The 13101-nt window shown below is 68.6% G+C and carries 17 protein-coding genes; 12 read left to right on the forward strand and 5 right to left on the reverse strand.

Annotated features, from left to right (window positions below):
- Positions 1–38: 38 nt before the first annotated feature.
- The 4 genes from AB4Y92_RS14445 to AB4Y92_RS14460 all read left to right on the forward strand — a co-directional run bounded on the left by AB4Y92_RS14445 (position 39) and on the right by AB4Y92_RS14460 (position 3310).
- The gene (locus AB4Y92_RS14445) at positions 39–773 is read left to right on the forward strand and encodes an arginyltransferase (RefSeq protein WP_441820419.1); all 735 of its coding nucleotides are present in this window, start codon (positions 39–41) and stop codon (positions 771–773) included.
- A gap of 123 nt (positions 774–896) precedes the next feature.
- Positions 897–1331, forward strand: a complete 435-nt coding sequence (locus AB4Y92_RS14450; protein ID WP_441820295.1) for a hypothetical protein — start codon at positions 897–899, stop codon at positions 1329–1331.
- 327 nt (positions 1332–1658) lie between these two features.
- Positions 1659–2906, forward strand: coding sequence for an endonuclease/exonuclease/phosphatase family protein (locus AB4Y92_RS14455; protein WP_441820296.1), 1248 nt, complete (start codon positions 1659–1661; stop codon positions 2904–2906).
- A gap of 56 nt (positions 2907–2962) precedes the next feature.
- The gene (locus tag AB4Y92_RS14460) at positions 2963–3310 is read left to right on the forward strand and encodes a hypothetical protein (protein WP_441820297.1); all 348 of its coding nucleotides are present in this window, start codon (positions 2963–2965) and stop codon (positions 3308–3310) included.
- Positions 3311–3419: 109 nt separating this feature from the next.
- Here the strand turns inward: AB4Y92_RS14460 and AB4Y92_RS14465 are convergent, their stop codons facing one another.
- From AB4Y92_RS14465 to purT, 3 genes are all read right to left on the reverse strand, one after another.
- Entirely contained in the window at positions 3420–3779 is a 360-nt protein-coding gene (locus AB4Y92_RS14465) for an ADP-ribosylation/crystallin J1 (RefSeq protein WP_441820298.1), read from the reverse strand.
- 108 nt (positions 3780–3887) lie between these two features.
- Positions 3888–4307, reverse strand: coding sequence for a hypothetical protein (locus tag AB4Y92_RS14470; protein WP_441820299.1), 420 nt, complete (start codon positions 4305–4307; stop codon positions 3888–3890).
- Between the two features lie 45 nt (positions 4308–4352).
- Positions 4353–5552: a formate-dependent phosphoribosylglycinamide formyltransferase gene (purT, locus tag AB4Y92_RS14475; protein ID WP_441820300.1), complete on the reverse strand. Its 1200-nt coding sequence runs from the start codon at positions 5550–5552 to the stop codon at positions 4353–4355.
- Positions 5553–5655: 103 nt separating this feature from the next.
- On the opposite strand from purT, the gene AB4Y92_RS14480 reads away from it, so the two are divergent.
- From AB4Y92_RS14480 to AB4Y92_RS14515, 8 genes are all read left to right on the forward strand, one after another.
- The gene (locus tag AB4Y92_RS14480) at positions 5656–6663 is read left to right on the forward strand and encodes a hypothetical protein (RefSeq protein ID WP_441820301.1); all 1008 of its coding nucleotides are present in this window, start codon (positions 5656–5658) and stop codon (positions 6661–6663) included.
- 219 nt (positions 6664–6882) lie between these two features.
- Positions 6883–7746 (forward strand): SPFH domain-containing protein, encoded by an 864-nt coding sequence (locus tag AB4Y92_RS14485; RefSeq protein WP_441820302.1) that lies wholly within the window; start codon positions 6883–6885, stop codon positions 7744–7746.
- A 10-nt stretch (positions 7747–7756) separates the two neighbouring features.
- Positions 7757–8149 carry a hypothetical protein gene (locus tag AB4Y92_RS14490; RefSeq protein WP_441820303.1) on the forward strand — a complete coding sequence of 131 codons (393 nt, stop codon included), beginning with the start codon at positions 7757–7759 and terminating at the stop codon, positions 8147–8149.
- Positions 8146–8328, forward strand: a complete 183-nt coding sequence (locus tag AB4Y92_RS14495; protein ID WP_441820304.1) for an Arc family DNA binding domain-containing protein — start codon at positions 8146–8148, stop codon at positions 8326–8328. The genes AB4Y92_RS14490 and AB4Y92_RS14495 overlap by 4 nt, the downstream gene beginning before the upstream one ends.
- Positions 8325–8504, forward strand: a complete 180-nt coding sequence (locus AB4Y92_RS14500; RefSeq protein ID WP_057942254.1) for a hypothetical protein — start codon at positions 8325–8327, stop codon at positions 8502–8504. The genes AB4Y92_RS14495 and AB4Y92_RS14500 overlap by 4 nt, the downstream gene beginning before the upstream one ends.
- Before the next feature lie 108 nt (positions 8505–8612).
- On the forward strand, positions 8613–9416 hold the full coding sequence (locus AB4Y92_RS14505) for a M15 family metallopeptidase (RefSeq protein ID WP_441820305.1): 804 nt from the start codon (positions 8613–8615) through the stop codon (positions 9414–9416).
- A 76-nt stretch (positions 9417–9492) separates the two neighbouring features.
- Complete coding sequence (locus AB4Y92_RS14510; protein WP_441820306.1) at positions 9493–10218, forward strand: class I SAM-dependent methyltransferase; 726 nt, start codon at positions 9493–9495, stop codon at positions 10216–10218.
- Between the two features lie 72 nt (positions 10219–10290).
- Positions 10291–11763: an FAD-binding oxidoreductase gene (locus AB4Y92_RS14515; RefSeq protein WP_441820307.1), complete on the forward strand. Its 1473-nt coding sequence runs from the start codon at positions 10291–10293 to the stop codon at positions 11761–11763.
- Positions 11764–11904: 141 nt separating this feature from the next.
- Here the strand turns inward: AB4Y92_RS14515 and AB4Y92_RS14520 are convergent, their stop codons facing one another.
- Positions 11905–12594, reverse strand: a complete 690-nt coding sequence (locus tag AB4Y92_RS14520; protein WP_441820308.1) for a DNA-3-methyladenine glycosylase family protein — start codon at positions 12592–12594, stop codon at positions 11905–11907.
- A 1-nt stretch (position 12595) separates the two neighbouring features.
- Positions 12596–12994, reverse strand: coding sequence for a DUF423 domain-containing protein (locus tag AB4Y92_RS14525; protein ID WP_441820309.1), 399 nt, complete (start codon positions 12992–12994; stop codon positions 12596–12598).
- Positions 12995–13101 lie beyond the last annotated feature (107 nt).

The raw sequence follows: 13101 nt of genomic DNA on the forward strand, positions 1-13101 counted from the left end.
GCATGCGCAACACACGAACGCAGCGCTATGCTGAGCCCATGGGCACGCAACCGCAGCCTGACAGCGACGACCTCCGCCTGTTCCACACCGGCGAGCACGCCTGCGGCTACTGGCCGGAGCGCACCGCCCGCGATCTGGTGCTGGACCCGCGCGACCCGCGCCTGCGCGACTGGTATCCGCACGCGCTGGGCTGGGGCTTCCGCCGCTCCGGCGACATCGTCTACCGCCCGCACTGCAGCGGTTGCCGCGCCTGCGTGGCCGTGCGCATTCCGGTCGATCGCTTCGTGCCCGACCGCAGCCAGCGCCGCTGCCTGGCGCGCAACGCCGACGTGGAAATGCGCGTATGCACGGCCGAGCGCAGCGAAGAACAACTGGATCTGTACAAGCGCTACCTGGCCTCGCGCCACGCCGGCGGCGGCATGGACAGCCACGGCGCGGTGGAGTTCGACCAATTTCTGATCGGCAGTTGGAGCGAGAACCGCTTCCTGGAGCTGCGCGAGCCCGGCCACGGCCGCCTGCTCGCGGTCGCGGTCACCGACGTGGTCGATCAGGCGCTGTCGGCGGTCTACACCTTCTACGACCCCGAGCTGTCCGAACGCAGCCTGGGCACCCTGGCGATCCTGCGCCAGATCGAATGGGCGCGGCGCGAGCGGCGCAGCCATCTCTACCTCGGCTACTGGATCGCCGGGCACCCGAAGATGGACTACAAGCGCCGCTACCGACCGTTGGAGGCATTCGACGGTCGCGATTGGCGCGTTTTTACACATTTGTAACACTCGTCTCGTTCAGGTCGTGTATCTCGTAGCCCCGTCGTGACCACGACGTGCGGGACGGCGCCCCTCAAGGCATGGCATGGAGTCGCCACCCTCATCACCTTTCGCCACATGGAGTCCGCAATGAAATTGAACACCCTGTTCCTGGCTGCCGCGATCACCCTGTCCCTGGCCGCGTGCAACAAGCCGGCCGACAAGCCGGCCGAAGCTGCCCCGGCCGCCGACGCCGCCGCTCCGGCCGCGACCCCGCCGTCCCCGACCGACGCTCCGGCTCCGGCCGCGATGCCGGCCGATGCCGCTGCCCCGGCTGCCGCTCCGGCCGCCGCCAGCGTCGGCGTCGCCGAGTGCGACGACTACCTGACCAAGATCAGCGCCTGCTTGAACGACAAGGTGCCCGAAGCCCAGCGCGCCGCGTTCCAGAGCGGTCTGGACCAGAGCCGCAACGCTTGGGCCCAGGCGGCCGCCACCCCGCAGGGCAAGGCCGCGCTGGCCACCGCCTGCAAGACCGCGCTGGACCAGAGCAAGGCTCAGTACGCTTCGTTCGGTTGCACGCTGTAATAGCGGCGATGGCGCCGGCGGTGGTTTAGCCGGCGGTGTTTGGCAGCATTCGACGCCCCGGCTTGCCGGGGCGTTGTTGTTTGTGGGGATTGGCGCAGGTCATCGTAAATTCGCCCCCTTTGAAAAAGGGGGCTGGCGCCTGCGCAGCCCCGCTGCAGACGAACCTGGCTGCGCCGGGGGATTTGCCGTTCGGCGCGACAAAAGCAAATCCCCCCTGCCCCCCTTTTTCAAAGGGGGGAACAGCAACGGCAGACGCAGAAAAACGGCGCGGCGTCGCCCGACAAACGTTGTCACGAAGCCCGCCACCACCCATGCGATCATGCCCCCATGTCCAGACCCCATCTCCCCTACTGCGCCGCCCTCATCGCGGCCCTGCTCGCGGCCTGCACGCAAGTGAACGTACACGGCGATCCCAAAGCCTGGGCGCAGTCCCAGAACGACACCACGGAAAGCGCCGCCGACGCGCGCCTGCGCGTGGCGACCTACAACACCTCGCTCTACGACGACGCCGACGGCGGCCTGATCCGCCGCCTGCAAGCCGGCGACGGCAACGCGCGCAAGATCGCCGCGGTGCTGCAACGCGTGCGGCCCGATCTGGTGCTACTCAACGAATTCGACTACGACGCGCAACAGCGCGCGGCCGATCTGTTCCAGCACGACTACCTGGAAGTCGCCCAGCCCGGCGGCGGCGAAGCGCTGCGTTATCCCTATCGCTATCTCGCCCCGGTCAATACCGGCGTGCCGAGCGGACTGGACCTAGACGGCGACGGCCAGTCCGGCGACGCGCAGCGCGCCGACCGCGCGCGCGGCAACGACGCCTGGGGCTACGGCCTGCATCCGGGCCAATACGGCATGCTGGTGCTGTCGCGTTATCCCATCGACGCCGATGCCGTGCGCAGCTTCCAGAAGTTCAAGTGGAGCGCGCTGCCCGGCGCGCGCCAGCCGCGCGATCCGAAGACCGGCAAGCCCTGGTACGCGGCGAAGGTCTGGCCGCAGATGCGGCTGTCGTCGAAATCGCATTGGGACGTCCCGGTGCGCACGCCGCTGGGCGTGCTGCATTTCCTCGCCGCGCATCCGACCCCGCCGGTATTCGACGGCCCCGAGGACCGCAACGGCGCGCGCAACCACGACGAAATCGCACTATGGGCGCGTTACCTCGACGGCGGCACCCCGTCGTGGCTGTGCGACGACCAGGGCCGTTGCGGCGGATTGGCCGGCGACGCGCGCTTCGTCATCGTCGGCGACATGAATGCCGACCCCATCGACGGCGACGGCGTGCCGGGCTCGATCAAGCAATTGCTGGATCATCCGCGCGTCGATTCAAGCCACGTGCCGAGCAGCGAAGGCGCGGCGCAACGCGCGACCTTCTACGGCTTCCCGCGCAAGGGCAACATCAACGAACATACCGGCGACTTCGGCCCGAAAGCCGGCACCCTGCGCCTGGACTACGTGCTGCCTTCCCGCGGCTGGACCGTGCGCGAAACCGGCGTTTTCTGGCCCAGGTCCGATAGCGAAGAGGCGAAGATTTCCGAGGCCAGCGATCATCATTTGGTTTGGGTGGATTTGAGCAACTGACCAGCAGTGATATCGCTTTGCCCTGCCGCGACGAAAACAGCGACGGACAGAAAGGCATGGCTAGGGACGCGGCTTTCACCGCCTTCGAACACTGGTACGGCTCGCCGATCGGCGAGCCGCTGCGCGCCGCGATCGCCGCGCATGGCGGAGATGAGATCGGCCAAGTGCGCCTGTATGCCGCCGACGAAATCGTCGAACGCAACCAGACCTACGAGACTCAGGTGTATTGCCCGGGTTACGTGACCATCGGCGACGACGGCGGCGGTCGCGCGGTCGTGGTCCACGGCGCGCTTGAGCCGCCGGCTGTGTTCGTGGTCGGGCACGGCAGCATGAGCGCAGACGATTTCGTCGAGGTCGGCGCCGATCTGCACGACTGGATCGCCGACGGCTGTCCCGTCGGCTGACAGCGCGGACACTTGAGTGCCGGGATTTGCGGTTCCGGCGCGCCGGATCGGAAAGCATCGGGCCTGAAGGCCCTCCCACAAAAGCGCAAGCTACCGGGCTCGCCGAAGCTCACGGCTCCGCGCGGAACTCGCGGATCACTTCGATCAGTCCAACGATTTCGTCGTTGAGCGCTTCCAGTTCCTCCGCCGGCACCCACCACTCGGTGTGATGCGCGCCGCCGACTTTCTGGATCGGATAGCGATCCATGAACGCCGCGCGCACTTCGAAGCGGGTGACCGCGCCGTAGCCGCTGTCCTTGACGTTCCAACGCTCGGCGATTTCGGCCGCGTATTGCTCGTTGGTGACCGGATAGAAGATCGGCTGATCCGGCAGACGCGCCGGCCAGCGCTTGAACTCGTTCTCGCGCAATTTCGCCAGCTCGTTCGGGCCGACCGGGCGATACAGGGTGACGGTGTCTTCCTTGCTCATCTCTCGAATCCTTGTGGGCGCCGGCTCGGCCGGCGCTGTGTCGATTACCGATCCGCGATCGCGCAACCGATTCCGGCGATCGCCGGAATCGAATGCATCGTCAACCAATCACTCCGGCTTTTTCGCCGCGATCACCGGCTCCGGCGTCGCCGGCACCGCAGGCGCGGGCTCGGCCTCGGGCGCGACCACCGGCGGTGCGCCCGGCGCGGCGGGCACGGCGGCGCTCTTGGCCGCGGCGATCGTCGCATTGCGCGCCAGGCGCGAGCCGAAGCCGAACGAGGCTTCGCCGTGCGCGGAGACGATCATGCGCACCATGCTGCCGGGCACCATCAACTCCAGCGACAGGTCGCGACCGTCGGAGGTGCGGCCTTCCAGGGTCATCTCGGTGAACGCGCCGCCGGTGTCGATCTCCTTGCACAGCACGTGCATGCCGGCCGGGCCGTCCAGCAGATAAGGACGAATCGCTTCGCCGAGTGCTTCCAGCGCTTGCGGGAAAAAGAAAACGGCGTACCCCTGTGTATCGTTCATCGTCGCTCCGGTCGGGACGGGTGCTTCAGTTCGATTGGACCGCGCTCAGCGCAATTCGATCCGCAGTTGCGCGGCCGCTTCGCGCGCCTTGGCGCGAGCGTGGTCGATGTCGGCGCCCAGCGCCAGGGTCACCGCGACGCGGCGATGGCCCTCCACGCGCGGTTTGCCGAACAAACGCAGTTGGGTGTCGGTCTGGCCCAGCGCGGCATCGACGCCGGAAAACACCGGCACGCCGTGGCCCTGCGCCAGCACCGCGCACGAGGCCGAGGCGCCGTGTTCGCGGATGGTCGGAATCGGCAGGCCGAGAATCGCCCGCGCATGCAGGGCGAATTCGCTCAGGTCCTGCGAGATCAGGGTGACCAGGCCGGTGTCGTGCGGGCGCGGGGAAACCTCGCTGAACCATACCTCGTCGCCCTTGACAAACAACTCCACGCCGAACACGCCGCAGCCGCCCAGATCGTCGGTGATCGTGCGCGCGATCTCCTGCGCGCGCGCCAGCGCGACCGGATTCATCGGCTGCGGCTGCCAGCTCTCGCGGTAATCGCCGTCGCGCTGCAGATGGCCGATCGGCGCGCAGAAGGTGGTGCCGGCGGCGTGGCGCACGGTCAGCAGGGTGATTTCGTAATCGAAGTCGATGAAGCCTTCGACGATGACGCGGCCGGCGCCGGCGCGGCCGCCGGTCTGGGCGTAGTCCCAGGCCTTGTCGATGTCGCCGGGATTGCGCACCAGGCTCTGGCCCTTGCCCGAGGACGACATCACCGGCTTGATCACGCACGGCAGGCCGAGTTCGGCGACCGCGGCGCGGTAGTCCTCGACGGTATCGACGAAGCGGTACGGCGAGGTCGGCAGCTTCAGCGTCTCGGCGGCGAGGCGGCGGATGCCTTCGCGGTCCATGGTCAGGCGCGCGGCGCGCGCGGTCGGGATCACGCGGGTGTCGGTGCCGCGCTCGGCGAACTCATGCTCCAGCTCGACCAGGGTCTGGGTGTGGATGGCTTCGATCTCCGGCACGATCAGGTGCGGGCGCTCGGCCGCGATCAGGGCGCGCACGGCCTGGCCGTCGAGCATGTCCAGCACGTGGCTGCGATGGGCCACCTGCATCGCCGGTGCGTCGGCGTAGCGGTCGGCGGCGATCACTTCCACGCCGAAACGCTGCAGCTCGATCGCCACCTCTTTGCCCAGTTCGCCCGAACCGAGCAGAAGCACGCGAAAGGCGTGCGGGGACAGCGGCGTACCGAGCGTGGTCATGCGTGCAACCTCGAAGCGTGGGGATGTGCCTAGTCTAACTTTCCATGACGGCCCCGCGGCCGCGGGCTATGGCGACACCGGCCCGCATGCGATGCTGTGAAGCATGCCCTCCTCCCCCGTACGGCACCCTGCGCGTGCCGCCGCTTCCGCCTCCGAAACCGCGCGCGCGCCAGGTGCGGCGCGGCCGTGGCGCTGGCGAACGCTGGCGCTGGCGGCCCTGGTCGCGGCGGTGCTGGGCGGCGTCGCGGCGGTGTCGTGCTCGGGCCGCTCCGGCCCGCCCGAGCCGGGCAGCAGCCAGCTCAGCGGCATGTTGCTGGACCCGCAGTTGTCCGAGATCAGCGGCCTGGCCGCCTCGCACCGGCATGCCGACGTGCTGTGGATGCACGATGACGGCGGCAATCCCGAGCGCCTGTTCGCGGTCAACACCCACGGCGACCGCCTGGCCACGCTGCGCATCGAGGGCGTGACCAAGACCGACTGGGAAGACATCGCCGCCTTCGACCTGGACGGCCGCCATTACCTGCTGATCGCCGACACCGGCGACAACGGCGGCCTGCGCCGCACCCTGCAACTGCATATCGTGGAAGAACCGGAGAAGATCGAGAACGCGCGGCTCAAGCCGGCGTGGTCCATCGCCTTCCGCTGGCCCGACGGCGCGCGCGATTGCGAGGCGGTGGCGGTGGACATCGCGCGCCGCCAGGTGCTGCTGATTTCCAAGAAGCGTCAGCCGCCGGAGCTGTTCTCGCTGCCGTTGATGCCGGCCGGCAACGCGCTGCAGACCGCAACCAAGCTCGGCGAGCTGGCCGGCGTTCCGCAACCCGACGCCCAGCTCAAGCGCGATAACCCGATGCGGGCGCGGCTGCAGGGCCAGATCACCGCCGCCGACATTTCGCCCGACGGCAGCACCCTGGCGGTGATGACCTACCGCTATCTGCTGCTGTACCCGCGCCAGCCGCGCCAGAACTGGGCCCAGGCCGCGGCCGGCACGCCGCGGGTCCGCGACCTGCCGTGGCTGCCGCAGGCCGAAGCCCTGGGCTGGGCCGCCGACGGCCGCAGTCTGTATGCGACGGGCGAGTTCATTCCGGCGCCGCTGTATCAGATCGCGCCGTAGGCCACGACGCAGCTCCCGAATCTTTTGTGGGAGGGGCTTCAGCCCCGATGCTTTCCGGTCCGAACCCGGAAGGCTGCGAGGTCTGAGCGGAAAGCATCGGGGCTGAAGCCCCTCCCACAAAAGCGGCCCCTCCCACTTCAGGCGCCATGCCGACGAGCGGTCGAATACATCTGATATCAATCTGATATCAATATCTCAGACAACGACCGAGCCACTGCCATGAAAGAGAACCCGACCCAGTCCCTCCCCGGCATCCCGGTGCTGCTGGGATGCCTCGCCGCAGGCGCGCTGGCCGCCTCGGGATTTTTCGGCGGCGTCGCCAGCAACCACGACCTGGGCATCGTGCTGTCGCTGCTGCTCGGCGCCGGCACCTTCTTCGTCCTGTTCGGCCTGTACAAGATCGAGCCCAACCAGGCCGCGGTCCTGAGCCTGTTCGGCCGCTACATCGGCACGGTCAAGGAAAACGGCCTGCGCTGGAACAACCCGCTGTACGCCAAGCGCAAGGTCAGCCAGCGCGTGCGCAACTTCGAAAGCGGCAAGCTCAAGGTCAACGAACTCGACGGCAGCCCGATCGAGATCGCCTCGGTGATCGTCTGGCAGGTCGTGGATTCGGCCGAAGCGGTCTACAACGTGGACGACTACGAAACCTTCGTCCACATCCAGTCCGAATCGGCGCTGCGCGCGATGGCCACCAGCTATCCCTACGACCAGCACCAGGACGGCCAGCTGTCGCTGCGCAGCCATGCCGCGGAGATTTCCCTGCACCTGCGCCAGGAACTGCAGGAGCGCCTGGCCGACGCCGGCATCAACGTCGTCGATGCGCGCATCAGCCACCTGGCCTACGCGCCGGAAATCGCCCACGCCATGCTGCAGCGCCAGCAGGCCAACGCGGTGATCGCCGCGCGCACGCGCATCGTCGCCGGCGCGGTGGGCATGGTCGAGATGGCCCTGGCCGAGCTGCAGAAGAACGGCGTGGTGCAACTCGACGAAGAACGCAAGGCGCAGATGGTCAGCAATCTGCTGGTGGTGCTGTGCGGCGATCGCGGCGCCCAGCCCATCGTCAACGCCGGCACCTTGTACTGAGGACGCGCGAATGAGCATGCCCGCCAACGCATTCATCGTCCCCGGCGTGATGGTGATCAGCGCCGTCCCAATCCTGGTCGCCGCGGTCCTGGTCGCGCGCGGCAACCTGCACCTGATCAACGGCCTGGACGCCTCGCGCCTGCGCGATCCGGCGGCGGCCTGCGCGCGCTTCGCGCGGCTGCTGGCGCTGGTCGCCATTTCGATGTTCGCCGCCGCGCTGGGCTACTACTGGGCGCACGGCAACCAGAACCACATGATGATCGTCACCGTCGCGCTGCTGGTCGCGGTCAACGCGGTCGCGGTGGCGATGCTGCTGGCGCTGGCCGCGCTCAAGCGCGACTACCGCGAACCCGGGCAAGGCGACGCGAAGGGAACTCGCAGCGAGCGGACGCGCGGCCGGTGAGCGAGAAGAAAGCCTATCCGCTGCGCATCAGCGCCGACGTCCTCGCCGCCGCGCAGCGCTGGGCCGACGATGAGTTGCGTTCGCTCAACGCCCAGATCGAATATGTGCTGCGCGACGCGCTGCGCAAGAGCGGCCGGCTGCCGCGCCAGGACCCCGCCACGCCCGAGGAAGACGCATGAGCCCGCAGTGGAAACACCACGTCACCGAACTGACCTACCAATTGTTCGAGGCGCCGATGCGCGAACGCATCCAGGCCGAACTCGACCAGCGCGGCGCGCAGGGCTGGGAACTGGTCGCGGTCGAGCACGATCCGGCCATTCTCGGCACGCGCCTGTATTTCAAGCAGCCGGCGTAGACAAAGCAACAAACAAACACGTAAACAAATCGTTAGCGCATGAATCGCGGCACGCTCTCGCGCGCCGCCAATCTGGCATGCCACCGCCGCAGCGGCTAACCTGCCTGCATGCGCGGCCACGGCAACCTTCTGATCAACACGCCCGAGATCGAACTATGGCCGGGCGGCCTGCTGCGCGCGCGCAGCAATCACGATGCGCGCGCCCTGTCGCGCGCGCGCCATGTGCTGCGGCGCAAACGCGACGGCCGCTTCCTCGCCGCCGATCTGCCCGAAGGCCTGTTGCCGCTGGTGCACCGGCTGATGCGCGAGGACGGCATCGACGCCGCGCTCGACGCCCTGGACTGCATCGTCGAATACCGGCGCGAAGGCCTGGTCCGGGTCGGCGAATTGCCGCTGGGCCGGCTCGAAGAACGCCTCGACGGGCTGGGCCTGGACGCGGACGGCTACGAGTCGCGCACCGGCCTTGCGCTGATCGCCGAACCCGATCGCCTCGCCCTGGCCGGCTTCGACCGCTTCCGCCGCCCGCTGTGGCTGCATCCGGCCGCCGCGCGCGCCTGGACGCACCTGCGCGAGGCCGCGATGCGCGACGGCGTCGTGCTCGATGCGATCTCCGGCTATCGCAGCCACGATTACCAACTGGGCATCTTCGAACGCAAACTCGCGCGCGGGCAAAGCGTCGGCGACATCCTCAACGTCAACGCCGCGCCGGGTTACAGCGAACATCACAGCGGGCTGGCGCTGGACATCGGCGCGCCCGGCGAGCCGCCGGCGGAAGAATCCTTCGAACACACCGGCGCTTTCGCCTGGCTGCGCGAGCAAGCCGGCGGATACGGCTTCGTCATGAGTTATCCGCGCGGCAACCCGCACGGCATCGTCTACGAACCCTGGCATTGGCGCTATGAGCCGGTCTGAGACGGCCGCGGTGCGCGTGTCAGCCGTCGCGCGCCGTGCGCCGAGGCACTCCCTTCCCTTTCGTTCGCCCTGAATCATGATGCCGCCCGATACCAGACACTACAGCGACGCCGGCGTACTCGAAGCCTGGCACGAGAACGCCGAACCGTGGACCGAAACGGTGCGCAGCAAGGCGATCGAAAGCCGGCGCCTGGTCACCGACCACGCCATCGTCGATGCGGCCCTGCGTCTGGCGCCGCGCTCGGCCCTGGACCTGGGCTGCGGCGAAGGCTGGCTGACCCGCGCGCTGGCCGAGTGCGACATCCGCGCCTACGGCGTGGACGCGGTGCCGGCGCTGGTCGAGGCCGCGCGTCAGGCCGATCCCGGCGCGCCCGCCGACCGCTACGCCTGCCTGAGCTACCAGGCCATCGCGCGCGGCGCGCTGGATGCCCGCTACGACCTGGTGCTGTGCAATTTCTCGCTGCTGGGTTTCGAAGTGGTCGCCGAATTGCTGGCCGCGATCCCCGGCTTGCTGGCGCCGGGCGGCAGCGTGCTGATTCAAACCCTGCACCCGCCGCTGGCCGGCGGCGATGCGCCGTATCGCGACGGTTGGCGCGACGGCGACTGGACCGGTTGCGGCAAGTCCGCCGGCGCCGCCGCATTCGGCGAACCGGCGCCGTGGTATTTCCGCACCATCGGCAGCTGGATCAGCCTGATCCGCAGCAGCGGCCTGGAACTGCGCGAGTTGTCCGAACCGCTGCATCCGCAAACCAAGCAACCGGCGTCGCTGATCCTGGTCGCGGCGGCGCCGGAGCCGCGCTGAGCCGCGACGGCGCGGAAAACTCCGCCGTAAAGATCGCAGTCGTACCGACACCTGCTGCACACCGGAGAGGCAATGGACGCCGACACCCGCCGCACCTTGGAACGCTCGCACGCCTCCTGCGCCGATCCGGACCGGCGCAGAGTGCTGCAAGCCCTGGCCGCCTCCGCCGCCCTCGCCGCCGCCGGATGCGCGCGCGAATCGTCCGATCACGACGAACGCCGCCTGCACGACATCAGCGGCATCGATGAAACCAACGTCGCGCGCGTGCTCAAGCCGGCTTCGGTCGCCGCCGTCGCCGCCGCGTTGCGCGCCAGCCGCGGTGGCGTCTCCATCGGCGGCGCGCGCTGCAGCATGGGCGGGCAGATCGCCTGCGAAAACTCGTTGCATCTGGACATGCGCGGCCTGAACCGGCCGGTCGCGCTCGACCTCGCGCGGCGGCGCGTGCGCGTGCAGACCGGCATGCGCTGGCGCGAGATGCAGGAACTGATCGACCCGCACGGGCTGGCGGTGTCGATCATGCAGAGCTACAGCAGTTTCAGCATCGGCGGCTCGCTGTCGGTGAATTGCCACGGCCGCTACGTCGGCAAGGGCAGCCTGATCCACAGCCTGCGCACGCTGCAACTGGTGGACGCCGATGGCCAGGTACATGAGCTCGACCGCGAGCATCGCCCGGACTTGTTCCGCGCCGCAGTCGGCGGCTACGGCGGCCTGGGCGTGATCACCGAAGCCGAGTTCGACCTCGTCGCCAACCACCGCATCGCCCGCCGCGCCGAGCGCGTGGCGCTGGACGACTACCCGGCCTGGTTCGCCCAGCGCGTGCTCGCCGATCCGGCCAGCGTGCTGCACAACGCCGACCTGCTGCCGCCGCGCTTCGACGCGCCGGTGGCGGTGACCTGGACCCGCTGCGAGGAACCGCTGACGCTGAGCGAACGGCTGGTGCCGCGCGACGGCGATTATCGCCACGACCGCAAGATGATCTGGAGCGTGTCGGAACTGCCCGGCGGCTCGTGGCTGCGCAAGCGTTACTCGATCGATCAGATGCTGCGCGAACGCGAAGTGGTGTGGCGCAATCACGAAGCCAGCCTGGACATCGCCTCGCTGGAGCCGCGCACGCGCCGTTACTCGACCTATCTGCTGCAGGAATACTTCGTGCCGGTGCCGGCCTTCGCCGCGTTCGCGCGGGCGATGACGCGGGTGCTGCGCGACAACGAAGTGCATGCGCTGAATGTTTCGATCAGGCATGCGCCGGCCGACCGGCAATCGTTGCTGAGCTGGTCGCCGACGCAGGTGTTCTCGTTCGTGCTGTATCACAAGCAGCGCAGCGGCGAACGCGAGGACGCGGTCGCCGGGCAATGGACGCGGCGGCTGATCGATATCGCTCTGGATCACGGCGGCCGCCATTACCTGCCGTATCGGCTGCACGGCACGCGCGAGCAATTCCTGCGCGGTTATCGCTCGGCGCCGGAGTTCGCCGCGATCAAGCAGGCGTTCGATCCGCGGGGGCGGTTTCGCAATCGGATGTGGGACAAGTATTTGCCTGGGTGATTGCAGGTTGCGTGGCGATTTGAGCGAAGAGCATCGGGCCTGAAAGGCCCTCCCACAAGAGACCTCGTAGCTTCGAAGTTTGTTGTGGGAGGGCCTTTCAGGCCCGATGCTTTCGGCTCAGCTCGCGACAGCCCCCCACCCTCAATCCTGCGACCGATTGACCTTCATCTTCGGCCCATCGGCGATATCCGCGATCCGCCACAGATACAAACTCGCATAGCTGCGATACGGCCCCCAGCGCTCGCCGGTTTCGGCCAACACCTTCGACGCCGGCATCGCATCGAGTTGATCCACCCGCTGCGCGCCCTTGCGGATGCCCAGATCGTCCACCGGCAGAATGTCCGGGCGGCCCAGGCGGAACATCAGCATCATTTCCACCGTCCAGCGGCCGATGCCGCGGATCGGCACCAGCGCGGCGATGATCGCGTCGTTGTCCATCGCCGACATGCGGCGCAGATCGGGAATCTCCCCGCGCTCCTCGCGCGCGGCCAGATCGCGCAGCGCCAGCAGCTTGTTGCCCGATACGCCGCAGCCGCGCAAGGTCGCGTCGTCGCAGCGGCCCAGGGTGTCGAAATGCAGGCGCGTGCTGGCGATCGCGGTCTCGACCCGGCCGACGATGGTCGATGCGGCCTTGCCGCTGAGCTGCTGGAACAAGATCGCCCGCGCCAAGGCATCGACCGGATCGAACTTCTGCCGCCAGCGCGGATCGGTCGGGATCGGCCCGTTTTCCAGCCGATCCACTTTCTTCATCCACGCTCCCAGCTTGCGGTCGCGCTTGCTCAGGTAGGCGTGCGCGGTCGGCGCATCGAATCCACGGACGTGTCGCGGCATCTCAGCGCCTCAATGCGTCGGCGGCGTACGCCAGCCAGGCCAGGATCAGCAGGCTGCCGCCGAACGGCAGCAGCCCGGTCGAGGTATTGAAGAAGTACGCCGCCGCCAGGCCGCCGGAAAACACCGCCACGCCGATCAGCACCGCCAACAGCGCCAACCGGGTCAACACCCGCCGCGCCGACGGCGCCAATGCGGCCAGGGCGATGCCGTGGCCGAAGGCGAACACCGCCGCAGTCTGCAGGCGCGATTGCGAATGCGCGTCGGCGAGGTGAGCGGCATAGGCCGACAGCGCGACCGCGAGCGCGGCCAGCAGCGCGCCGGCGGCGACCAGCGCGCGCGCCGACAGCGGCGGCGATTCGGGCGAGCGCCCGTTGCGGGATTCGGAAGCGGGAAGATTCATGCGGGCGGACGCGGCCGGATCTTGGAGCGGCCAACGATAGCAGCCGCGGCCGCGCGCGCCGACCGCCGACGGCGCTGTTGCCGGCGCATGCAACACAAAAAAACGCG

This window comes from Lysobacter sp. TAB13 (assembly GCF_052113885.1).
In the GTDB taxonomy this organism is placed as follows: domain Bacteria; phylum Pseudomonadota; class Gammaproteobacteria; order Xanthomonadales; family Xanthomonadaceae; genus Lysobacter; species Lysobacter gummosus.

Bases quoted from the DNA above. Each gene is read 5' to 3' on its own strand.
- AB4Y92_RS14445 (WP_441820419.1), top strand. From the start codon at position 39: ATGGGCACGCAACCGCAGCCTGACAGCGACGACCTCCGCCTGTTCCAC.
- AB4Y92_RS14450 (WP_441820295.1), top strand. From the start codon at position 897: ATGAAATTGAACACCCTGTTCCTGGCTGCCGCGATCACCCTGTCCCTG.
- AB4Y92_RS14455 (WP_441820296.1), top strand. From the start codon at position 1,659: ATGTCCAGACCCCATCTCCCCTACTGCGCCGCCCTCATCGCGGCCCTG.
- AB4Y92_RS14460 (WP_441820297.1), top strand. From the start codon at position 2,963: ATGGCTAGGGACGCGGCTTTCACCGCCTTCGAACACTGGTACGGCTCG.
- AB4Y92_RS14465 (WP_441820298.1), bottom strand. From the start codon at position 3,779: ATGAGCAAGGAAGACACCGTCACCCTGTATCGCCCGGTCGGCCCGAAC.
- AB4Y92_RS14470 (WP_441820299.1), bottom strand. From the start codon at position 4,307: ATGAACGATACACAGGGGTACGCCGTTTTCTTTTTCCCGCAAGCGCTG.
- purT (WP_441820300.1), bottom strand. From the start codon at position 5,552: ATGACCACGCTCGGTACGCCGCTGTCCCCGCACGCCTTTCGCGTGCTT.
- AB4Y92_RS14480 (WP_441820301.1), top strand. From the start codon at position 5,656: ATGCCCTCCTCCCCCGTACGGCACCCTGCGCGTGCCGCCGCTTCCGCC.
- AB4Y92_RS14485 (WP_441820302.1), top strand. From the start codon at position 6,883: ATGAAAGAGAACCCGACCCAGTCCCTCCCCGGCATCCCGGTGCTGCTG.
- AB4Y92_RS14490 (WP_441820303.1), top strand. From the start codon at position 7,757: ATGAGCATGCCCGCCAACGCATTCATCGTCCCCGGCGTGATGGTGATC.
- AB4Y92_RS14500 (WP_057942254.1), top strand. From the start codon at position 8,325: ATGAGCCCGCAGTGGAAACACCACGTCACCGAACTGACCTACCAATTG.
- AB4Y92_RS14505 (WP_441820305.1), top strand. From the start codon at position 8,613: ATGCGCGGCCACGGCAACCTTCTGATCAACACGCCCGAGATCGAACTA.
- AB4Y92_RS14510 (WP_441820306.1), top strand. From the start codon at position 9,493: ATGATGCCGCCCGATACCAGACACTACAGCGACGCCGGCGTACTCGAA.
- AB4Y92_RS14515 (WP_441820307.1), top strand. From the start codon at position 10,291: ATGGACGCCGACACCCGCCGCACCTTGGAACGCTCGCACGCCTCCTGC.
- AB4Y92_RS14520 (WP_441820308.1), bottom strand. From the start codon at position 12,594: ATGCCGCGACACGTCCGTGGATTCGATGCGCCGACCGCGCACGCCTAC.
- AB4Y92_RS14525 (WP_441820309.1), bottom strand. From the start codon at position 12,994: ATGAATCTTCCCGCTTCCGAATCCCGCAACGGGCGCTCGCCCGAATCG.